We start from the raw sequence: 20,202 nt of genomic DNA, 5'->3' as shown, positions 1-20,202 counted from the left end.
CTAAAACCGCATTAAGTCAACGGTTTTCCAGCCAATAATGTACCCGAAATCGGGCGGTATTTTTCCAGCAGTTTTGTATCAATTATGGCTAATACCTCTTCATCGATGACGCCCTTTTCCAGCATGGATTTAGCGATGGAGAGCGAGATATAATACAGCTTTTCCGCCCGGAGCTGCTCCTCAGTCATCTGCCCCGCCTCCTCCAAACCGGTCCTTGATATAGCAGGCATGGGAGCAGTATTTCCTTTTGGAATTGCCGTAGGCCGTGAACTCCCTGCCGCATCCGGCGCAGGTATGGGTGTAGACCGCTTTTTTGTTCAGCATCTCCGGATGTTCCTTCCACCATTTCTTCCGGCACTGCGCAGAGCAGAACACCCTCGTCTTCATCCCCTCGGCCTGCACCAGCGCCGCCCCGCACTCCTTACAGCGGCTGCCGGTCTCCTCCGGCGCTTTCCCCGTCCTGTTCCCGGTCAGGCCGTTCCGCCTGCAGAACGCCACCACGGCATCCTTTGTCAGCCCGGCCTCCTTTGCTATGCTCGCATATCCAAAGCCGCTTTTACGGCGCTTTATGACCATATTTTTCTGTTCTTCCGTCATGAGAACCACCTCCTGCGGAGGCTTATGTATTTTACCCCTGCTTATAAGAAAGCCTCCCATTTCATTGCCACGGCAGAAGGGAAAACTTGAGGGTAAAATAAAAAAACCGCCTTACGGCATCTTATGAGCCGCAGGCTTGTCACTATTCGCTGTTCTTTCATGTCGTTTTATAAAATATCATATTCTGTCGTGAAGCTCCGCAACACAGAAAAAGCAGCCTAGTTTCCCAAACTGCTTTACCGTTTATTCTGAATTAACCTCGAAGCAGTACCCAACCTCCCGCACACAGCGGATGGTAAACGGCGCATCCGGCTCTGCCTCATATAGCTTTTCCCGCATGTTGCGGATGTGACAGCCTATGGCGTTGTTTTCATCCCCATAGGCATCCTCTCCCCATACTTTGCTGTATATCTGGTCATAGGTAAGTACGCGCCCTTTGTTCGCCACGAGCAGGCTGAGAAGGTCATATTCCTTTGCCGTAAGCCTTATCTCGCGGCGGTCACGGTATATTTTCCTGCGGCCAGGATAAATCTCCAACCCCGGAAGCGAAACCATCGGTTCATCCCGCCGCCACAGATGTTCAAAACCCGGATGGCGTTTCAGGACTTCCATGACCTCGTCAAATGCGGAAACATCCTGATCACCAAATTCTATCACCATTACACGTCCGATACAGCCACCTTCTTTCCACTGGCTTTCTGATCATTGTATCTGCCAGCCTTCCGCCTGTTCCCTGATACGCACAAATTCACGGTAGGTTCCTTCCTGTTCCAACAGCTCTTTATGCGTCCCTTTCTGCGCCACCGTTCCTCCATCAATTACAAGAATCTGATCCGCATTTTCAATCGTTGCCAGCCTGTGGGCAATCGTGATGATCGTCTTCCCACAGGTCAGTTCAGAGATGGCTTCCTGGATCAGATGCTCATTCTCTGGGTCGATGCTTGCCGTGGCTTCATCAAGGATAACGATAGGCGCGTCTTTCAGCATCGCCCTGGCAATCGAAATCCTCTGCTTTTCTCCGCCGGACAGTGTGCCGCCGCCCTCGCCGACTACCGTATCATATCCCTGCGGCAGTGATACGATAAAATCATGGCACCTCGCCGCCTTTGCCGCCGCTATGACTTCTTTCTCTGTGGCATCCGGTCTTCCGAAACGGATATTATTTCGGATCGTGTCGTGGAACAGATACACATTCTGAAACACCATGGATATATTTTTCAGCAGGCTGTCGCAGGTAAATTCCCGCACATCGTGTCCGCCCACACGGATACTGCCCGCCTGCACGTCATAAAAACGGGCGATCAAATTACAGATGGTCGTCTTTCCGCTGCCGGAAGGCCCGACAATGGCAGTTGATGTTTTTTCAGGTATGGTAAAGCTGACATCCTTAAGCACTGTCCGCCCCGCATTATTTCCTTCCCCGTACCCAAAATCCACATGGCAAAATTCTATCCCGAAATTTGAAAGGACGATATCTTTCCCGTCACGGTCAATATAGTTTCCCTCTTTCAGCGCGTCAATCTGATCCATCGCTGTATTGATGATACCCAGCACATGGGCGCTGTCGCTGACTGGCTCAAGCGAACCGAAAATGCCGAAAGAAAAGAACACAAACATCAGCATAACCGGCATTTCCATGCTCCCGGCAAGGGCAAGAAAACAGGCAGCCGCAGCCAGGAATACCGATGCGGTTTTCAGTGCCAAAAGGTGTCCGCAGTTTGCCGGGGTAAACCCATATTCAATTTTCAGCCGGATATCACGGTTTTCCCTGGCTGCCTCTTTCATGCTCTGCATGGAGGCGCCGCCCTGCCCAAAAGATTTCACGGTGGGAAGTCCGCGGGCATACTCTAACACTGCCCCGGACAGCTTCCGCCCTGCCTCTGCTTCCCTTGGGGCATTCCTTACACTGTGTTTTGACACCAGCAGAAGGAATAGAAACGAAACCGCTGCGCCGACCAGCGCGATCAAAGCCGTAAGTGGTGAAAACACAAGCAGGCTTAAGAAAATAACGAGGAAGTTCAGGTAACCGCCTACAAAATTATCAATCATACGGATTCCCATGTTTTCCAGTGTATTTAATCCTGTGGTGATCGAATTTAAAATATCCCCCGTGCTGTTTTTCTGGAAATACCCAAGGGATACCCGCTTTAATGCGTCCCCGATGGCAAGCCTGTCTTTTGCCACAAGCTCATAACTGATAGCTTCCTGAAAACGGGAACGCATATAGTCAAAGAAAAACCGCAGGATGACTAACAGTGCGATTACCCCAAAGCTGATGCCTGCCCACTTTCTGTCAAAAGCCGTTTCTTTCTGTGCGGATGCAAGTAAAAGCCCTACGGTATACGCCGCCACCATCACCGGCATGGCGGCGAACAGATGGGAAAAGAAAGAGAATACAAACCCAGCGTATAATTTCCCCTTAAATTCACCGCACCAGCCTATGATCCGTTTTAATGTCTTAAACATTTCCTTCTGCCTCCTTTCCCTGCTTTCCTACCGACCAGTTCTTTGCACCGATATGGGACCCCCACATCTTTCGGTACAGCGGGCAGCCCATCAGCAGTTCTTCCTGCCGCCCCTGCGCCACGAGCTCTCCGTTCTCCAGCACCACGATATTGTCAGCGTTTTTAATCGTGGAAAGCCTGTGGGCAATAACCAGCAGCGTTTTCCCTTTCGTCAATTCCCGTATGCTTTTCTGTATCTTATCCTCATTCTCCGGATCAGTGAAAGCGGTCGCCTCGTCCAGTATAATGACTGGCGAACCCTTTAACATCATCCTTGCAATGGCAATACGCTGTTTTTCGCCACCTGACAGCCGTTTGCCAGCTTCGCCCGCAGGCGTGTCATAGCCATTTGGCAGCTTTCTGATAAATTCCTCGCACTGCGCCGCCCTTGCCGCTGCAAACACTTGCTTATCACTTGCGTCCGGATTTCCCATACGTATATTTTCCTTGATGGAGCAGCGGAACAGGAAATTATCCTGTGCCACAAAGCTGACAATGCCGGAAAGCTGTGCAAGGGGCATTTCCCTGATATCCACACCTCCGATGGAAATGCTCCCGGCAGACACATCGTAAAACCGGGAGACCAGCCTTGCCACCGTGGACTTTCCCCCGCCGGACGGTCCCACCAGCGCAGTAAAGCTGCCTTGGGGCAGTTTTAAGGAAACGCCGTGCAGCACCTCATCCTTTTCATAGGAAAAACGGACATCTTTCAGTTCCACACCATAGCCTTTCAGTTCTGCATCCTGCCCTTTTTCCGGCAGTTCCGGCAGTTCCAGATATTCCTGCAGTTCCTCCACTGTCATCTGCACTTTCTTAATTTCATTGGAAAATACCTCCAGCTTCGCAAGGGAGCCTACCATGGACATGGAAAGCATGACAGCGAGTGCCGTTTGTGCCGCTGTAATCGTCCCTCCCGCCCCAAGCAGGAGCGCCGCAGGCAGGACTCCTAACAGTGTGGACGGGAACAGGGCAAACGCTAGTTTCATTGTCACCCAGGTGGAGGAAAGCCACCTGACCACAAATGTCCTGTAATTCAGGATGGCAGAGGAAAACTTCCCATAGGATTCCCCGGCCCGCCCGAACGCCTTGATGACCTCGATCCCCTCCACATATTCCACAATGTTGCTGTTCATCTGTGCAAGGGATTCGTTGTATGTGTCATAGTTTTTCCCGCTGATTTTGAAGGTCAGCCCCATACAGATGAAAGAAAGCGGAAATGTAACCAGGGACGCAAGGAACAGCCGCCAGTCAATCGCCACAAGCGCCGCCATGCTTACCAGCGGCAGTACAATATGCCCGCTGCCCTCCGGAACCAGATGGGCAAGGGGCGGCTCAATGTCCTCGATTTTATCCACCATAATCCCTTTGATCTCCCCGATGCTGTGCTTCGCCACTTCCCCCAGCGGGGCGTGTAAAAAGCGGTCTGCCACACGGTTCCTCAAACCTTCCAAAATGTGATAGGCTGCGTAATGGCTCGCTGTGGTGGAAAGCCCAAAACAGAGTACCTTCCCCGCATAAGCACCAAGTGCCAGAAAGCTCCATGACCAGATTCCAGAAACCGAAACCGTCCCATCTAAAAACAGACAGAGTATACGGTAAAAACAATAGTAAGGCACAAGTCCCGCCGTAATGCTGATAACAGACAAAAATACCGACAAGATCAGTTTCTGTTTCCCTTCACGGGCATAGGACAGCAGACAGGATAAAAAAATCTTCTTTTTGATTCGACTGCCCGCAGACAAATTTCGTTCACTCATATGCAAACTCCTTCCATAAAACAAAATAAGAACGGGTAGCTTTCACTAACCATTCTTATCTTAACGCTTTCGGAAGCCGCTTTCCGCTCCACCCCGCCCGTTTCGCCCCGATTGGACAAATACTTTTTTTACTGCTGCAGGCGGTTCCGGTAATCCATCGGCGTCATCCCCATCTTCCTGCGGAATGCCGCCGCAAACTTGCTTGGGCTGTCATATCCCACGCACCCGGCAATCTCCGCCACACTCATTTCCCGCTTTGTCCTTAAGAAAACTGCCGCCTGGTTCATCCGGTACTCCAGAAGATAGCTGCCGATGCTCGCTCCAAAGACCGATTTAAAGCAGTTTTTAAGGGGCGTCAGCGGGATATCAAAACGGCGTGACATCTCCTCCTGCGTGAAATTCTCATCCATATGCCCCACAAGAAACTGCTGCACCGCCTTGACCTTTTCCACCTGCGTCCGGTAAAAATACGGCTTCTCCGCAGGATTTTCCGGCAGTTCCAGTGCTTCCAGATACAGCAGCAGTTCCAGAATCTTTATCTTAAAATAGGGCCGCTTGATCTTTTCCGGCACTGCGTACAACTCCCCAAAAATATGCTCGATAGAGCCTGCGCCATGCACGACGTAAGGGTAAATGCCGCCGCAGAACTTTTCCTGCAATGCCCGCAGGTTCACGGGAAAGTCCTTGATCTCCTGCGGCAGGAACCGGCAAGCCGCATCCATATCAAAAGACACCATTGCGCCATGGTAATGGGAAAGCGGCATCTCAAAATGCCCGGTGTGGGTAAGCCTGCGGTCAAGTTTCAGATCCCCCGCCTCCACATAGGAGTAGGCGTCGTCAGCCGCCGGATACTCCAGCCGTCCCTCCCGGCAGTGGTCGATGCAGAAGAGGTTCCTGTCCGGCTTGAATTCGCTTTCGTAATAACGGATATGGAAATCGTTATAGGAAAGGCTGACTCCCGGAAAAACCTCATAGATGGTGATAGTCCCTTCCCCTGTTTCATTCCGGAACTGGTACACGCTGCATCCGTCGTTTTCCGCCAGTTTCACGCCGGTACCGCCCGTAAGCAGGAAATCATCCATTCCCATCCCTCCTTCCGTCCATTTCAAAAATACGGTCGCAGGCCTTCTCCATGAACTCCCTGTCGTGGGAAACCACCAGCACAATGCATCCATGCCCCGCCAGCTCCCGGATCATACAACCCACCCCCAGCATATGCCTATAATCCAGCCCGCTCGTGGGTTCGTCAAATACCATGAGGCGCTTTCCTGAAAGGATGGCAGTTGCCACAGCCAGACGCTGCTTCTGCCCTCCCGACAGTGCCATCGGGTGGCGCTCCTTAAATTCCAAAAGGTCAAAGGCTTTCAAGATTTTTTCTATCTCCTCCGCCCTGCCCTCCGGCATGGACATCTCGCATTCATCCCATACACTGTCCGAGAAAAGCTGGTGGTTCACATCCTGCATGACAAGGCTGCACGCCCTGTTCCGCTGTTTCCGGTTCAGGGCCTTCCCGTCAAGCCGGACTGTCCCGCCCTCTTCCTTTAACAGTCCGCACAGACACCGCGTCAGCGTAGTCTTGCCCGCCCCGTTATATCCCACGATTCCAAGCACCTCTCCGGGAATTGCGGAAAAGCTGATCCCCTCAAATACTGTCTTCCTGTCAAATGTGCAGGAAAGATTTTCTACCGACAGACCGTCCTTCGTTCCGGGCGGCCTGGCACATGGCAGCTCCATCACAGGGTCAGTGAAACTCCGCAGCCCCATACGGATACGCTGCTGTTCCGAGATTCCTCTAAATTCATCCCCCGAAAAAATCCGAATGATCTTTCCGTCCTGCAGGAATACGGCACGGTCTATCAGATCCATCAGGAAATACAGACGATGCTCCGCAACAATGACCGTCCGCCCCTCTTTTTTAATCTGCATGATCTGCCTCCGCAGGATATCAATTGCCTCCGCATCCAGGTTGGCTGTCGGCTCATCCAGCACAAACACAGACGGGTTCATGGCATAAACGCTTGCAAAAGCAAGGCTCTGTTTTTCCCCGCCGGACATGGAGAAAATATTCCTCCCAAGAAGCGGCCCGATTTTTAACGCCAAAACCGTGGTTTCCAGGCGTTCTTTGATCTTCTCCGGGGCAACGCCCGCATTTTCCAGCCCGAACGTGATCTCGCTGTCAGAATCAATATTGAAAAACTGTGACTTAGGGTTCTGGAACACGGAGCCGACCTGTTCCGCCAGGCGGTACATTTCCGTATCCGCAACCTCCATCCCGTTTACCGACGCCCTGCCTGTTAAAGCGCCGCCTTCCACAAAATGGGGGATCAGGCCGTTGACCAGCTTTGTCACCGTTGTCTTGCCGCACCCGCTTTCCCCGCAGAGAAGCACGCACTCACCCTGCCCGACCTGCAGGTCAATATGGGATAGCGTCCCCTGCTCTTTCTCATATGCAAAAGAAACATCCTGTATCTCTACCACAGACCGCACCTCCTATCCTGCCGTAACTGAGATAAAACAAAACACAACGCCGACTGCCAGGCATAAAAAGTCCTGCACGCCAAATTTCATTTCAACCATGCTTGTTTTATGCACCGGATTTTCAATCCCCCTTGTGACAGCGGCGGCAGACAGTTCCTCCGCAGTTGTTGTTGCCGAAATCATGACCGGAACAAGCAGACACTCCATTTTCTGTATCCCATGGATGTCCCGCAGCTTCATGGCATCCCTTATGTACCCAACTTCTTCCTTCAAAGCCGGAAAATATCGGATGGTCACTGACAGCGGGATGATCAGCCCCTGCGGAATATGGCATCTGCGCAAAGCTGCCATAAGCTCCCTGACAGACGTCTTCTGTAATATCAGGGTCCCCACAATCAGGCAAGGAAAAACCTTTCTCGCATAGGAAACCAGAATGGTAAAGCTGCTCGCTAAAATCTTCGGCCCGTTTGGGAAAACATAATACTGCAGGAACAGGCAGAGTCCAAAAGCAAACGCCAGTCTGCCTGCGGCTTTTGTACAGCCGCAGGCAATAATCAGCAGGAGCAGCAAAACCACCCATGTAATCTCAACCCATAGGGAATGCTGGGTAAAAGCCACTACATTTGCCAGCACCAGAAACAGCAGCTCTGTCCGAGGGTCGAATTTCAGCATATGTTTTTTGCACGAAACGCCCATCACACAATTCCTGCCTTTACAAAATGTTTTTTGAACAGGGCTTTTGCAATAAAAGCACCAATGATCCCGCCGATGATAGGAGCCACAAACAGCACAACCAGCATGGCGTTGGAAGAAAGCGCTTCTACTGCGGACACATAATCCGCAGGCATCCCCTGCTCTGTAATCTGTGCGAGAAAATCAGCTTTAAACAGCCAGATGGGTAACGGGGAGCCGACCATTCCGAGTGAAAAAATCACATAAGAAACAGAATTCCCCTTAAAACTGTCATACTTCGTCATCCCGCGGATCACTTCGGCCAGGATGCAGGTGGATGCCATGGAAATCAGGATCACCAGGGTAAACTGTCCCGTTGCAAAATAAATCAATGCCGTAATCAGCCCCATCAGGAACACTGCTCCGGGCTTTTGCACCTTTGCCGCCATCAGCATGAAGGGAATCCCCGCAAAGACAGCAATAAAGCCGGGCATCAGCATCCACAGCACGGGATGGATGCCTCCCATCAACATAAAGGCGAAATTGATGACAAAATAGATTGCGGAAAAAATGCCGATTGTGATAAGGTCCTTCCCTTTCAGCCCTTTTCCGTTTTTTGAGTTTGACATGGTTTTTTCCTCCTTGTTGGTTAGATTAAGCTAACCATAGTTGTTTAAAAAAAGCGGATTTCCGCTTTCTTTTTTAGGATAACAAAAACCAAATCCTTTGTCTGTCCCGTTTCGCCCAAATTGCACCGATTGGACACTTTTATTTTACTGCTGTTCTTCCCGGAACTCCGCATGAACCATAAAGCTCATATGGAACGTCCGCATCACCCATGCGAAGATTCTGGTAACTACGCTTTTTCTCCAGCCACCTTTCAGGTATCCGTCTATGTAATCCCGCTCCGCCACATTCACGATGCAGTCAGACCAGCCTTCCAGTTCTTCCTTTGGCCTTTCCAATGAAAAGAAGGACTTCGTCTTATTGCCCGCCATCTTCACTTCCGCATTCACGCCCTTAAGCCCCACGGCATTCACCGCATCAAAAGTGACCATGCCGCCTGGGAAACGCTCCGCCATGGTGCACAGAAGGCGGCGCACCTGCTCTTTTTCAAAATAGTAAAACAGCCCTCCCGCTGTAAACACGATCCCATCCGACCGACGGAAATCAATCCGGTCAAACCATGAGAGATCATTCAGGTCACAGACCACGTTCCGTTCCAGCTTCCCATGCGGGATGTGCTTTTCACGCAGCGGTATCACATTTTCCATATCCAGGCAGTACCACGGATTCGTTTCATTCCCCATCTGCTGTCTGAGGCAGCTAAGCCCCGCACCTAGCTCCACGACTGCGGCACGGGGATATTTTTTCAGATAATGCCTGATCTCCCACGCCATGTTATACTGGCGGATCAGGCAGCACATCCACATATACTGGAACCGGTACAGTTTCTTGTCTGACCAGTCCACGCCTATTTCTTTTACAATCCTGCCCGCGTCATGGTCGGGAAACAGCGAAGGGTACTTTTCTGCCGCTATCGCCCGTCCCCATAAAGGCATACACAATGTCTGCTGTACCGTGTTTTCTTTCAATTCCGGCATAGTTATCTTTCCTCCTTCGCTATCATTTTACAGGAAGCACCTTCTCCAGCCGGACTGTCCCTGCTTTCTCCCTTGTGTTGTCCGACTCATCATAGCCGACGTAGGGCGCTTTTGGATCGTGGGGCTTCTGCCTTTTGGATGCATTGCACACGAGGTCTGTATGCGCAAACACAAAATCCATATCGTCAGACCACCCTGTATGCCCGGTGATGACCATCGGATGCAGATTCCTTTTCCGCAGCAGTTCCTTCAGCATGGCAAGCGACTTTATGGAAAGCCGGTTGTCCTCCGCCAGTGCATTCAGGAAACTGCGGCCGCCATCCGGCCCGAACCAGATGGTATCCCCGGTAAAGAGATAGGCGTCATCTACCAGATAAACCATATGCCCCCATGTGTGGCCCGGCACCATGATACATTCCACCTTTATCCCCTCGATATTCAGCGTCTGCCCTTCCTTTAACAGCGCCTTCCGGTTATCGATCTCCACATAAGGCAGCTTATACCATCCGCCGTAGACCTTGCGCCGCACCTCTTTCGTAAGGTAGCGGTTCTCCACTTCCCCGATGTAAAGCGTGGCATCCCGGAACAGGCCGTCACTGTCCCGCTCCACCGCGCCTACATGGTCCGTATCCTGATGCGTGATTAAAATATGCTGTATTTCTGACGGACCGATCCCGATCCACTCCATCTTCTCCCACAGGCATTCGTAGTTATAGCCCGCATCGATCATGATGGTGGTCCCGTCCTTTGTGTAAAAGAAAATATTGGCGATAAATTCACGGATGCATTTCACATGGTTGTCAATAGATCCCGTATTCAGCGGCTTGAATATCTCCTTGCCGCGGAATTTGAGCGCCATGAATTTTTCCTGAAATTTTGATGCTGACCTTGACATATCTTTTCCTTATCCTTTCTTTCATTCTCCACGCAGCGTCTCCATTGCCAGCATCTTTAACGCCTCATAGCTTTCCGGACTCACTGCGTGTTCCATCTCGCAGGCATCCGCTGCCGCTGTTTTTTCGTCCACCCCAAGCCCCGTCAGGAGCCGACAGAACGTACTGTGCCGCTCATAGGTGTCCTCGGCGATCCGCTTCCCCTTTTCCGTCAGATGGATTTCGTGTGTGTCATCCGCAAACACATACCCTTCCTCCGCCAGTGCTCTAAGCGCCACGGAAACCGTGGGGCGGGACACGCCAAGCTTCCCCGCGATATCCGAGCCATACACGGCTTTTCCTTTGGAAAGCGTATATATGACTTTAAGGTAGTCCTCTACCGATTTTTTCTGTTTCAAATCCGCACTCCCTTCTGCCTTTATCACTGCCTTACTCTTGCCTCGGCATAGGTCAGCTTCAGGCCGCCACTAAATGTTTTCCCACAGGTTATTTCAAACCCATTTCCCTTCAAAAAATCCAGATATCCCTGCGGCGTCCATTTATGGAATACTTTAAATCCGGAAAGCTCCGTGATCCGTATCCTCATCCTGCCGGACAGGCTGCCAGCCGCCGTGAAGGTCGGCGCAATCAGGATGCCGCCCGGTTTTAACACCCGTCTGATCTCCGCCAGGGCTTTTTCCGGTTCCGGCATGATATGCAGCGCATTGGAAATTACCACTGCGTCAAAGGTTCCCGGTGTGTAAGGAAGGTTTGTGGCATCCTGCACGGAGAAATGGAGGCGGGAGCTGTGCGCTTTCGCCTTTGCCTGCCGTATCATTTCTTCCGAAAAATCCGTCGCCTCCAGCAGCTTCACGCTTCCCGCAAGCCGCACTGACAGAAGCCCCGTCCCGCAGGCAAGCTCCAGCACAGTCATCTCCCTGTCCAACTTCCTTTTCATAAGATTCACAATCTGTGCATAGGTCCTGCTGTCTTTTGACATCATAAAATCATACCGCTTCGCCCATCTGTCCCAAAAGCCTTTGTTGCCTTTTTCTTTCATGAATTCCTCCTTTTTCCTACCAGAGCCATGTCATCACTAAAGCAATTGCCACACCTCCCAAAGCGAACACCGGGAGCAGCGGCAGCATTACTTTTACATGGAACCATTTCTGGTGGTATTCCTTCTCCATATGCTCCGTACCGGGAAGGCGGACCCTCCTGATATTCGCAAAAAGAATCCAGTCCAAGAAACAGGTATCAAAAACAGCAAGAACAATCATATATCCGTAAGCGGCAAGCAGCCCCTGGACGAACGTTTCCGCTCCGGCTTTATGCGCCATCCATGCGAACAGAAATAGTAATACAAGCAATGCGGCAATCTTCTTGACCGCCATAATCTTAGACAGCGTTTTTTTCGCTGCTTCCCTGTTCTGCGAACGGTAATATTCTTCCTGGATTTCGGGAGGATAATCGCTGATAAAGGTCAGGGGACTGGCAAACAGCATCCCGAATACCAAAATACCAAATAACACCGCCATAATTATGCACTCAATGATGAAAACTGATATGTTCATTTTCTTTTCCTTCCATTTCCCTTCCGCTTCTTTTTATATCCGCAGTCGCAGTACGGACCGCCCGAAGCCAGTGTATACTCCCGGACAAAATCCGAGGTCCCGCCCGCCTCGGCCATTGTATGATCCAGACGGCACATGGCAGGGACAAGGTCATAAAGTTCCAGCTCCCGCATCAGGGTGCAGATGCCGCAGGCAGTAAATCGGGCTTCATAGCCGCTGCCGTCCGGATAAGGATAAAAAACCATGTTCCACGAATAGGGGTTCCTGTCCGCAGCCCTTAACCGTTCGGTGGCTTTCATTGAGGAAATATCCTTTTTGGTGAACTTGGATTTTCCGCTCTTACGGCAGAACCACTTCATGGCCGGAGTCATCATGGAATCGGAATAATATGCTGTCAGCCGCCGGACATCGGGACGCTTTGGCATATTCAGCACGAAAGCGGCAAGCAGGGCGCAGCCTGCGATATTCATTTTGAAACGGTCTCCCTTTTCAAATTCCGGCAGCCCGGCAATAATCTCTTTATAACGTGGCTTTGCTTTTGCCGCCACCGCCTTTGCCGAGTCCCTGTCCAGTCCAAACCCTGTGAGCAGGTTCCTTTCAAAAGATCTTCCAAACAACGTCCACATACCCATGGGCATTCCAATGTATTTCATACGCATTCCTTTCTCCACTCCGCGATTGTCCGGGTAATGCGCCTGTCAATATCCATGCGGGCGGCCCTGCATTCTTTCGGATAGGCCCTGGCCGCCTTAAATGCCAGCCCTACGGCCAGCGCCGAGCCTATTGGCAGCAGAAGCCTCATCATCCCTTCCGGGAAAACAAAATGGGTGCCATTCTCATAAACCACGGCCTCCACTTCGCAGTCGTGGGGTTTTTCCGCCGGCCGCTTTTCCATCCACCGTATGTACTTTGCCGTGTTCCACAGCACATCGTCTTCTGCGCCGATCAGCAGGAGCTTTCCGTGAATATCCTCCACTTTTATGATTTCGGCTTCTGTGATGGAATGTGCTGCTTCCGAATCCTCATAGAGCATACGGGCATAGATCATATCCCCGGTACGTCTGCTCTCAGCGGCAACGCCCCTCCAGTACTGTGGTGCTGACAGGCAAATGGCATATAGGGCAGCGGTTCGCCGCGGTAGAAAAGCAGGGATTCCCCCTCTGCAGGCCACTCTTTGCAGCCGTCCCGCCTGCCCTGCATGACGCCCTGCCAGATAAAATCGGTGGGTGTCAAGGCAATAGTCAGAGTGATATCCTGAAAATAAGACGCTGCCGACAAAGCCATTGTGCCTGTGGTGGAAACCCCCGCAATGCCGGTTTTGCGGTTTCCCATGCTTTGCAGCCAGCAAATCGCCGCTTCAATCCGCTCCAACGGATAATTATGATATCCGCAGTCTTTCTTTGCAGTGGACATGGACAGGACATTCACGCCTTTGCCCAGAAACCACTTCGCACAGGCTTTCGCAAGATAATCCTCCGGGGCATCGCCCGCAAGCGCGATAACGGTGCAGCCGGAAGGCTCCCTGCTTTGCAGGTAAGCGCCGTAAAAACCGTCCGTTTCCAAATCAAAATGTATACGCTTCATCCTATGCTCCTCCTATTTTCCACCGCTGCTGCCCTTCCTGCACCGGAAAGCCGCCATGCCCTCCACGGTTTTTACCTGCGCTTTCCGGTACATGGATTTCAGCCTCATTTCCAAACTGCCTGCCGTCTCATAGGGAGGCGTAAAATATCCCTTTGGCGTATATATTTTTTCAACAAACCAGTCGGTGCGCTTGTGTTCGCCCCTTACATAAAAACATCCGCAGAATATGCCGCCCGGTTTCAGGACACGGAATACTTCCCGGTAAGCCGCCTCTTTGTCTGGGAAGGCATGGAAGCCGTTCAGCGACAGCACAAGGTCAAAACTTTCGTCAGGGAAGGGCAGCTTCCCCACATCACCCTGCTGGAAATGGACATTTTTAAGTCCCCGTTTTTCTGCCTGCCTCCTTGCACGCTCCATCATTTCCGGGGAATAGTCCACACAGGTGATGTCTGCGTCCGGCAGTGTTTCATACACCGGCATACTAAGCACGCCCGTCCCCACCGGCACCTCCAGCATTCTGCCGCCAAAGCCCTGCGGTATACCCGAAAGCGCAAGCTCCAGATAACGGTCGTTTTTCCTTTTATTCATGTTCCATACCAACTTACAGACTGCCTTACCTGGCAGCGTGGAGCAGGTTATCATCCCGTCATAGAATGTCGCCTCCCCTCCAAGGCTCTTATATGCATTTTTGATCTCATCATGTCTGCTCATTTTCCTCATCCTCCCATTCTTTTATCCAAGCGCCACATCCAGCGCCATCATGACCGTAAACCCTGCCGCAAACAGCACTGTCCCCACGTTGGAGTGCTTCCCTTCCGACATTTCCGGGATCAGTTCCTCCACGACCACATAGACCATGGCCCCGGCCGCAAAGCTCAGAAGATACGGCAGGAGCGGAACCGCAAAGCCCGCCGCAAGTATGGTCAGCGCCGCGCCCACCGGCTCCACCGCGCCGGAAAGCGTACCGTAAAGGAACGCCTTTCCCTTACTGACGCCCTCTGCCCGCAGGGGCATGGAGATGATAGCACCTTCCGGGAAATTCTGTATCGCGATCCCAAGGGAAAGCGCCAGTGCGCCCATGGCGGTGATCCCGGCATCCCCGGAGAGCCAACCGGCATAGACCATGCCCACCGCCATGCCTTCCGGCAGGTTGTGGAGAGTCACCGCCAGTACCAATAAGACCTGCTTCTGCAGACTGCTTTTTGGCCCCTCCGCCTTACTGCTGTTCATGTGAAGATGGGGGACTGCCCGGTCAAGCAGCAGAAGGAACAAGATGCCAAGCCAGAAACCCGCTGCAGCAGGGAGGAACGACAGCTTCCCCATAGACTCCGACTGTTCCATTGCCGGGATCAGCAGGTTCCAAACAGATGCCGCCACCATGACGCCCGCCGCAAAGCCCGTCAGCGCCCTCTGCACCATTTGGTTCAGCCTGTTTTTCATGAACGGCACACAGGCAGAGCCGAGCGTCGTCCCAAGGAACGGTATCAGGATGCCCTGAAACACTTCCGTCTGCATGGCATCACCTCCCATACCTTCTGAACAGCCCTTTCTTCTCATAAGGCTCACTGCTTACGGATACGGCATCGTATCCCGCCTTTGCCACCACGCTTTTCAGTTCCTGCTCTGGGATGTCTTTCTCCGCAAGGATGACCGTCTGCTTCTTTGTATGGGAGCTTGCCACTTTCTTTACCTGAAAGGCATTCCTTACAGCCTCGTTGATATGCGCCTCGCACATACCGCAGGCCATCCCTTCTATGCCTACTGTTATCTTCACCATAAAACGCCCTCCTTTTCTCTCCTAATCACAGTTAGCAAAAACTAACTCATATCCCTAAAAAATGCGGCTGTTTTATGTTAGTAGCCGCTAACTCAATTTTAAGTATACCTCTTATACCTTGCTTTTGTCAATAGGATAGAAAATCATTTGCAGAATTTTCAGACTCCGACCACAGCCTTATCACTGTTTTATCACAAAGCGCTGCTTATAGAGAAACTGCCCCAGAACATGAAAATTGAGTTGATAACCCGCAGATTCAGAGTTAATATGCACCACTGAGGAAAGGAGGGATTCTGCCATGGATAAGGATTCCGTACTGGACCGCATTCTGAAAAAGGATGAGGAATACCATGAAATTGTCCGGAAGTCCGGAGGATATTTAGACCGGCTGGAGGCTATGGATCTGCCAAAGGAGGCACGGGAGCTGATTGACCTGCACTCCTGCGAACAGAACGCACTCGGCACACGGTATGGCGCCCTTGCCTATCTGCTCGGCTTCTCAGACTGCGTAGAACTGATGACAAAGCCGCTGCACCTGCCGGGCGCACAAAAGAAAACCAGCTAAAAGCCATACACTGTCCACAACTTAAGATCAATTTCCATTTTCAGGGAGAATTTCGCTAAAGGAAATATACAGTTTTAACAACAAAACTAATGAGATTTCAGCGCTTGACCTATGTGGAAATCTTATCCATTTCCCTTAAGTTGTGGACAGTGAAAAGCCATAACGAAAAAAAACAGCCCGCGGCATCGTTTGAAATGCCGCAGGCTGTCCTGCTGTTTTCAGATATTCAATTACACTCTTTTGTCATAATCCAGCGAAATCCATCCGTTTCTCTTTTCCTGGTAGGATTTCAAAAGTCCCCACTTGGACGCTCCTTTTCCGTCTGCTTCCTCCACAATCGTGAAGGTGCCGATTCCCGTATATTTCCCGGTCTTGCCGTAGTCAGTCCCCGGACCTTTCCGGATGTTCAGGTTGGGGATGGATACCCGCACCAGATACGGTTTGAACGCCGCCGCCCTAGCGTACACTGCTCTCCCGGTTTCATCAAACACAGAATACCCCGGATTTTCATCCGCACATTTCTTTGCGTTATCCAGCGACTTGAACGCCCCTTTCTGCGAGGAAGCGTCCGCCCACGACTTCCGGACGCGGTACCAGGCTTCTGCAGGCTTCAATGTGCCGCCTGCCATGCCGAGGATGCCTTTCAGGATGGAGAGGATTTTCTCCCCATAACCGGCTCCCGCCGCCCATCCTTTCCCATCCGGGTTTTCCTTCTGCCCAAGCCACTCCACATATTCCGCACAGCCCCTCGTGACATACTTGAAACGCGGGTCAATGCAGGCGTTCTTCAGTGCATCCGTGGAGGCGTAGGCTTTCAAATGCTGCACCTGCGCCCGGATGCCGAGCTGCGGCGTGTCAAAGGAATTCCCCTTCATACCATTGGAAGTCACGCCCATGCCGCAGAAATTATTCTGGGAAAGCGTGACCGCAGAGCCGGAAAAGGTAAAATTGCCGGTCTCAAGGCAGGACTGTGCAAGGGCGACGTCGCCCCAGACTCCCTCCGCCTTACCCTCGGAGAGATACAGCGGAACCATATCAAGGACAATCTGTGCCACGTTCAGATTCTTCGCTTTCAGGTACGTTTTCATCTGCTCCGCCGTTGCTACGGCATTCCCCATGATCTTCGTGTATCCGTCCGTGCCGGAGGACGCACCGCCCATTGCCGCCTTGACCGCCCTGCGAAATCCGTCCATCGTGTACCCCATCCCAAGCTGCATCCACAGATGTTCCGGGTCGCCATGGTTGCTGGCAATGCCACGGCTGTGGCCTTCCCGGTGGCTGACGATGACACCGTCCGCCAGCGGGTCCAGTCCGTATTTCTTGCAGAGCATGGCGAACAGCTCCACCGCCGCCTCGTAGGTCCTCTTTGCCACCGCTTTTGCCGTGGCGGTATCGGAACAGGTAAAATTTGAGCCTGCCGTGTACTTGATACACGCAGGCTCGCACATTTCTACTCCGATATGGGTGTTGTTCCCGCTCCCTTTGTTTCCGCTTCCACAGTGCCACCCCCGGTGGTTCCAAGGGAGCGTCTGGTACATCGTGCCATCGTTGCCGTCAATGAATCCGTGGACGCAGGAACTGTCATGCGACAGGCTGTTCCACGAATTGATGAACTCGGATGCCTTCGGCTGCGGGCAGCCTACGGAATGGAGCATCAGCCCCTTCACCGTAATCTTCCTCCCCGCCGTGTAGCAGGGGTTCCTTGTCAGAATCGATTCCACCAGTTTCATGATTATTCGTCCCCCTTCCCGTTCTCTGCCCTGTCATGCAATTGTGCCAGGATGTCCTTCAGCTTTTCCGGGATGGGCAGCCCGAGGTGTCCGGCATTCTCCAGCAGGCTCACGCCCTCGTTGGAGATATAGAAAAAGATGACTGCCGTCCGCAGGACGCTCCCCGTGCCGATGACCTGCACGTCGAGGATGTTGGCGATCCCCACCAGCAGGAAGATCAGCACCTTCTTGGCGATGCCCTTAAATCCCACTTCGCTGGACAGCTCCTTATCCGCCACGGCGCACATCACGCCCGTGGCATAGTCCACCACGACAAATGCGATGAGCGCATACAGCAGGCCGTCACAGCCGCCTAAGAACCAGCCGAGCCACCCTCCGATGGCAGTGAAAATGAGTTGGATCGTGTTCCAGAATTCCTTCATAGTGAAACCCTCCTCGTATAATAAGTTTGTAAGCAAGAAAAACAGCTTACAGACTTATTCTTTTTTTGTTAGACAGAAGGGTAATTCTAAACATCCTTTCCGAAGATTCTTCTTCAATCATGCTGGTTCATCCATTCTCTGTCTATTGGTTATTAAGTTACTTTATATTCATGGTCCCAGATGTTACAATAAGTTCTATAAGAACTGTAGCTATGGTCATTGCTTCATCACTCCTGCAAAGCATTTGCTATTGCTAAGAAAGCATGCAACCCTAATGCTGCGCTAAGACTTATTACACAAATGCTGCATCCTGGTATCTAGCCACCAGCAGGGTATTTCTGCCAGGTATTGCTCATAACGCGAGGTTTAGGCCGGCGCAGTGATCTGGGATAAGCCATGATTACTCTTCTTCATTTTTATTGAAAGGTGGTGATGATCCGTGAAAGAACATATTGATTGCCTCTCAACACTGTTTGTTGGGATCGACATTGCATCCCGTATTCATGTTATTTCTGCACTTGATTTCAATGAGAAGTTCTACATCAGGATGAAACCTGTAGAAAACACCCGGGAAGGCGCTGCCCTTATGGAACAGATGATTGCTGATGTGTTAGAACATAACCATCTGTTCAAATACGTTGTGATCGGTATGGAAGCCACTGGTTTCTATGGTGTCCATCTGGCTAATTATCTCTCTGCCAGTGGCCTGCTTGCGCCATTCTCTGTCAGGGTTTACTGTCTCAATCCAAAGGAAGTCAAGAACTACAAGAAGTCCTTTAACGACATCGGAAAGAATGATGGCATAGATTCCTATGTGATCGCTGATTTTGCCCGTGTAGGACGTATTGCTGTCAAACCATGGCGCGGTTCCCAATACCTTGCCCTGCAGCGTCTTACCAGACACCGTATGCACATCACTGAATGTATCGCAAGAGAAAAGACTTACATGCTTAACAACATTTATCTCAAGTTCAGCGAATACGCATTACTCCGTGATGGACTGCATCCATTCGCAAACAAATATGGCGCCACAGCCGAAGCCATTCTTACTGAGTGCACAACGAATGAAGATATCGTAAACTCATCAGTAGAAGACCTCGTCGCTTTTATTAACTCTAAGAGCAGAGGCCGTATTGCTGATCCGGAAGAAACAGCAAAAATCTTACAGGCTGCAGCCCGCAACTCATACCGGCTTGATAAATGCCTCTATGAGCCGCTTACTATCTCAATCGCTTCTTCCTTTAACTGTATCAGTTCCTTTGAAAGGGAACTCAAAGCGATTGATAAGGCAATCCTTCAGACAGTTCAGGGACTAAGCCCTGACGAGTACACGGTACTGAATTCCATTCCCGGGATCGGTAAAGTTTATTCAGCCGGTATCTTAGCCGAAATGGGTTCCATTAAGGCTTTTCCTAATGCCAATGCCCTCGCAAAATACTGTGGTATCGTTTGGAACGATAATGACTCCGGCGACTTTGTTGCCGAAGACAAACACATGAGCAAAGCTGGCAACAGATATCTGCGCTACTACATCATAGAAGCTGCCGGAAGTGTTATAAGGCACTGTCCTGAATACAAAGCCTTCTATGACAAGAAATATGCTGAAACAAGAAACCATCAGCATAAACGAGCACTCGCGTTGACTTCCCGTAAATTTATACGTCTGCTCTTCGGTCTGCTGGACAAGGGTCAACTCTACTCTCCGGAAAAGAGTAGGTAATCCATACCGCATATCAAACTTACGTTCTTGACAGGCCGTAGGTTTATTAAGGTTACCCTTTTTCAAGAAAATCTTTTTCATTTTCCTCTTGACATATTACCAAATTGCTTTCGGGTTGTTTCCTGCCTTTATCATACTGGCTTGTGATATTCCTTGCAAATGTGCGGTTCTGCCGTTTCGCTTCGATTTGCACATTTCGGACTGCCGCCGAGATTTTCCGCAACGCCATCTCAGAAATATCGCTCGTGGCGATGCCGATGGCGTTCAATGTCTGGGGCATATTGAAATTTATAATCTCCGCAAAGTCCTCACGCTCAAAATACCCGTCCGCATCCAGACCGCAGCG

25 protein-coding genes are annotated in these 20,202 nt (G+C 51.3%); 2 read left to right on the top strand and 23 right to left on the bottom strand.

Annotated elements, in window-relative coordinates; genetic code table 11:
- Nucleotides 1–11: 11 nt before the first annotated feature.
- The 20 genes from E5329_RS29920 to E5329_RS18330 all read right to left on the bottom strand — a co-directional run bounded on the left by E5329_RS29920 (nt 12) and on the right by E5329_RS18330 (nt 15,419).
- Complete coding sequence (locus E5329_RS29920) at nt 12–188, bottom strand: SHOCT domain-containing protein (RefSeq protein WP_168356683.1); 177 nt, start codon at nt 186–188, stop codon at nt 12–14.
- On the bottom strand, nt 181–597 hold the full coding sequence (locus E5329_RS18415) for a zinc finger MYND domain-containing protein (RefSeq protein WP_135990862.1): 417 nt from the start codon (nt 595–597) through the stop codon (nt 181–183). The genes E5329_RS29920 and E5329_RS18415 overlap by 8 nt, the downstream gene beginning before the upstream one ends.
- 243 nt (nt 598–840) lie before the next feature.
- Complete coding sequence (locus E5329_RS18410) at nt 841–1,257, bottom strand: winged helix-turn-helix domain-containing protein (RefSeq protein WP_135990861.1); 417 nt, start codon at nt 1,255–1,257, stop codon at nt 841–843.
- 42 nt (nt 1,258–1,299) lie between these two features.
- Nucleotides 1,300–3,063 (bottom strand): ABC transporter ATP-binding protein, encoded by a 1,764-nt coding sequence (locus E5329_RS18405; protein ID WP_135990860.1) that lies wholly within the window; start codon nt 3,061–3,063, stop codon nt 1,300–1,302.
- The gene (locus E5329_RS18400; RefSeq protein WP_135990859.1) at nt 3,056–4,858 is read right to left on the bottom strand and encodes an ABC transporter ATP-binding protein; all 1,803 of its coding nucleotides are present in this window, start codon (nt 4,856–4,858) and stop codon (nt 3,056–3,058) included. Before E5329_RS18400 ends, E5329_RS18405 begins: the two co-directional genes overlap by 8 nt.
- Before the next feature lie 128 nt (nt 4,859–4,986).
- Nucleotides 4,987–5,940 carry a helix-turn-helix transcriptional regulator gene (locus E5329_RS18395; RefSeq protein ID WP_135990858.1) on the bottom strand — a complete coding sequence of 318 codons (954 nt, stop codon included), beginning with the start codon at nt 5,938–5,940 and terminating at the stop codon, nt 4,987–4,989.
- Nucleotides 5,933–7,336, bottom strand: a complete 1,404-nt coding sequence (locus tag E5329_RS18390) for an ABC transporter ATP-binding protein (protein WP_168356682.1) — start codon at nt 7,334–7,336, stop codon at nt 5,933–5,935. The genes E5329_RS18395 and E5329_RS18390 overlap by 8 nt, the downstream gene beginning before the upstream one ends.
- Before the next feature lie 12 nt (nt 7,337–7,348).
- Complete coding sequence (locus E5329_RS18385; RefSeq protein WP_135990856.1) at nt 7,349–8,032, bottom strand: energy-coupling factor transporter transmembrane component T; 684 nt, start codon at nt 8,030–8,032, stop codon at nt 7,349–7,351.
- Entirely contained in the window at nt 8,032–8,637 is a 606-nt protein-coding gene (locus E5329_RS18380; RefSeq protein ID WP_135990855.1) for an MptD family putative ECF transporter S component, read from the bottom strand. Before E5329_RS18380 ends, E5329_RS18385 begins: the two co-directional genes overlap by 1 nt.
- Before the next feature lie 144 nt (nt 8,638–8,781).
- Nucleotides 8,782–9,612, bottom strand: coding sequence for a class I SAM-dependent methyltransferase (locus E5329_RS18375; RefSeq protein ID WP_135990854.1), 831 nt, complete (start codon nt 9,610–9,612; stop codon nt 8,782–8,784).
- 22 nt (nt 9,613–9,634) lie between these two features.
- A complete protein-coding gene (locus tag E5329_RS18370; protein ID WP_330572248.1) occupies nt 9,635–10,471 on the bottom strand; it encodes an MBL fold metallo-hydrolase in 837 nt (278 codons plus the stop codon).
- Nucleotides 10,472–10,528: 57 nt separating this feature from the next.
- Nucleotides 10,529–10,903 carry a metal-dependent transcriptional regulator gene (locus tag E5329_RS18365; protein ID WP_135990852.1) on the bottom strand — a complete coding sequence of 125 codons (375 nt, stop codon included), beginning with the start codon at nt 10,901–10,903 and terminating at the stop codon, nt 10,529–10,531.
- A gap of 23 nt (nt 10,904–10,926) precedes the next feature.
- Complete coding sequence (locus E5329_RS18360; protein ID WP_135990851.1) at nt 10,927–11,544, bottom strand: class I SAM-dependent methyltransferase; 618 nt, start codon at nt 11,542–11,544, stop codon at nt 10,927–10,929.
- 16 nt (nt 11,545–11,560) lie between these two features.
- The gene (locus E5329_RS18355; protein ID WP_135990850.1) at nt 11,561–12,058 is read right to left on the bottom strand and encodes a hypothetical protein; all 498 of its coding nucleotides are present in this window, start codon (nt 12,056–12,058) and stop codon (nt 11,561–11,563) included.
- Nucleotides 12,055–12,717, bottom strand: a complete 663-nt coding sequence (locus E5329_RS18350; protein WP_330572247.1) for an L-2-amino-thiazoline-4-carboxylic acid hydrolase — start codon at nt 12,715–12,717, stop codon at nt 12,055–12,057. Before E5329_RS18350 ends, E5329_RS18355 begins: the two co-directional genes overlap by 4 nt.
- Nucleotides 12,708–13,106, bottom strand: a complete 399-nt coding sequence (locus E5329_RS31780; protein ID WP_330572246.1) for an acyl-CoA thioester hydrolase/BAAT C-terminal domain-containing protein — start codon at nt 13,104–13,106, stop codon at nt 12,708–12,710. Before E5329_RS31780 ends, E5329_RS18350 begins: the two co-directional genes overlap by 10 nt.
- On the bottom strand, nt 13,103–13,642 hold the full coding sequence (locus tag E5329_RS31775; RefSeq protein ID WP_330572245.1) for an alpha/beta hydrolase family protein: 540 nt from the start codon (nt 13,640–13,642) through the stop codon (nt 13,103–13,105). Before E5329_RS31775 ends, E5329_RS31780 begins: the two co-directional genes overlap by 4 nt.
- 12 nt (nt 13,643–13,654) lie before the next feature.
- Nucleotides 13,655–14,353, bottom strand: a complete 699-nt coding sequence (locus E5329_RS18340; RefSeq protein ID WP_135990849.1) for a class I SAM-dependent methyltransferase — start codon at nt 14,351–14,353, stop codon at nt 13,655–13,657.
- Nucleotides 14,354–14,374: 21 nt separating this feature from the next.
- Nucleotides 14,375–15,157, bottom strand: coding sequence for a ZIP family metal transporter (locus E5329_RS18335; protein WP_135990848.1), 783 nt, complete (start codon nt 15,155–15,157; stop codon nt 14,375–14,377).
- A 4-nt stretch (nt 15,158–15,161) separates the two neighbouring features.
- Nucleotides 15,162–15,419 (bottom strand): heavy-metal-associated domain-containing protein, encoded by a 258-nt coding sequence (locus tag E5329_RS18330; RefSeq protein WP_135990847.1) that lies wholly within the window; start codon nt 15,417–15,419, stop codon nt 15,162–15,164.
- 298 nt (nt 15,420–15,717) lie between these two features.
- Between E5329_RS18330 and E5329_RS18325 the strand changes: the two genes are divergently transcribed.
- Nucleotides 15,718–15,984 carry a hypothetical protein gene (locus E5329_RS18325; RefSeq protein ID WP_135990846.1) on the top strand — a complete coding sequence of 89 codons (267 nt, stop codon included), beginning with the start codon at nt 15,718–15,720 and terminating at the stop codon, nt 15,982–15,984.
- 230 nt (nt 15,985–16,214) lie between these two features.
- Here E5329_RS18325 and E5329_RS18320 read toward each other — a convergent pair whose 3' ends face one another.
- Nucleotides 16,215–17,714 carry an N-acetylmuramoyl-L-alanine amidase gene (locus E5329_RS18320; protein WP_135990845.1) on the bottom strand — a complete coding sequence of 500 codons (1,500 nt, stop codon included), beginning with the start codon at nt 17,712–17,714 and terminating at the stop codon, nt 16,215–16,217.
- Between the two features lie 2 nt (nt 17,715–17,716).
- Nucleotides 17,717–18,136 carry a phage holin family protein gene (locus E5329_RS18315; protein ID WP_135990844.1) on the bottom strand — a complete coding sequence of 140 codons (420 nt, stop codon included), beginning with the start codon at nt 18,134–18,136 and terminating at the stop codon, nt 17,717–17,719.
- 439 nt (nt 18,137–18,575) lie between these two features.
- Between E5329_RS18315 and E5329_RS18310 the strand changes: the two genes are divergently transcribed.
- Entirely contained in the window at nt 18,576–19,856 is a 1,281-nt protein-coding gene (locus E5329_RS18310) for an IS110 family RNA-guided transposase (protein ID WP_135990843.1), read from the top strand.
- 52 nt (nt 19,857–19,908) lie between these two features.
- On the opposite strand, the gene E5329_RS29915 is transcribed toward E5329_RS18310, so the two are convergent.
- Nucleotides 19,909–20,202 (bottom strand): hypothetical protein (locus E5329_RS29915; protein WP_168356681.1); only part of this gene is annotated, 294 nt, incomplete at its 5' end.

The sequence above is a fragment of the Petralouisia muris genome (assembly GCF_004793545.1).
GTDB lineage: Bacteria > Bacillota > Clostridia > Lachnospirales > Lachnospiraceae > Petralouisia > Petralouisia muris.
The sequence above is the reverse complement of the archived record's forward strand: the minus strand, read 5'-3'. Positions and strand labels throughout refer to the sequence as shown.

Coding starts and splice junctions, on each gene's coding strand:
- E5329_RS18325 (WP_135990846.1), top strand. CDS start 15,718: ATGGATAAGGATTCCGTACTGGACCGCATTCTGAAAAAGGATGAGGAA.
- E5329_RS18380 (WP_135990855.1), bottom strand. CDS start 8,637: ATGTCAAACTCAAAAAACGGAAAAGGGCTGAAAGGGAAGGACCTTATC.
- E5329_RS18395 (WP_135990858.1), bottom strand. CDS start 5,940: ATGGATGATTTCCTGCTTACGGGCGGTACCGGCGTGAAACTGGCGGAA.
- E5329_RS18415 (WP_135990862.1), bottom strand. CDS start 597: ATGACGGAAGAACAGAAAAATATGGTCATAAAGCGCCGTAAAAGCGGC.
- E5329_RS18350 (WP_330572247.1), bottom strand. CDS start 12,717: ATGCGTATGAAATACATTGGAATGCCCATGGGTATGTGGACGTTGTTT.
- E5329_RS18385 (WP_135990856.1), bottom strand. CDS start 8,032: ATGGGCGTTTCGTGCAAAAAACATATGCTGAAATTCGACCCTCGGACA.
- E5329_RS18315 (WP_135990844.1), bottom strand. CDS start 18,136: ATGAAGGAATTCTGGAACACGATCCAACTCATTTTCACTGCCATCGGA.
- E5329_RS18400 (WP_135990859.1), bottom strand. CDS start 4,858: ATGAGTGAACGAAATTTGTCTGCGGGCAGTCGAATCAAAAAGAAGATT.
- E5329_RS18375 (WP_135990854.1), bottom strand. CDS start 9,612: ATGCCGGAATTGAAAGAAAACACGGTACAGCAGACATTGTGTATGCCT.
- E5329_RS18335 (WP_135990848.1), bottom strand. CDS start 15,157: ATGCAGACGGAAGTGTTTCAGGGCATCCTGATACCGTTCCTTGGGACG.
- E5329_RS18330 (WP_135990847.1), bottom strand. CDS start 15,419: ATGGTGAAGATAACAGTAGGCATAGAAGGGATGGCCTGCGGTATGTGC.
- E5329_RS31775 (WP_330572245.1), bottom strand. CDS start 13,642: ATGAAGCGTATACATTTTGATTTGGAAACGGACGGTTTTTACGGCGCT.
- E5329_RS18370 (WP_330572248.1), bottom strand. CDS start 10,471: ATGGCGCTCAAATTCCGCGGCAAGGAGATATTCAAGCCGCTGAATACG.
- E5329_RS18340 (WP_135990849.1), bottom strand. CDS start 14,353: ATGAGCAGACATGATGAGATCAAAAATGCATATAAGAGCCTTGGAGGG.
- E5329_RS29920 (WP_168356683.1), bottom strand. CDS start 188: ATGACTGAGGAGCAGCTCCGGGCGGAAAAGCTGTATTATATCTCGCTC.
- E5329_RS31780 (WP_330572246.1), bottom strand. CDS start 13,106: ATGATCTATGCCCGTATGCTCTATGAGGATTCGGAAGCAGCACATTCC.
- E5329_RS18320 (WP_135990845.1), bottom strand. CDS start 17,714: ATGAAACTGGTGGAATCGATTCTGACAAGGAACCCCTGCTACACGGCG.
- E5329_RS18355 (WP_135990850.1), bottom strand. CDS start 12,058: ATGAACATATCAGTTTTCATCATTGAGTGCATAATTATGGCGGTGTTA.
- E5329_RS18410 (WP_135990861.1), bottom strand. CDS start 1,257: ATGGTGATAGAATTTGGTGATCAGGATGTTTCCGCATTTGACGAGGTC.
- E5329_RS18360 (WP_135990851.1), bottom strand. CDS start 11,544: ATGAAAGAAAAAGGCAACAAAGGCTTTTGGGACAGATGGGCGAAGCGG.
- E5329_RS18405 (WP_135990860.1), bottom strand. CDS start 3,063: ATGTTTAAGACATTAAAACGGATCATAGGCTGGTGCGGTGAATTTAAG.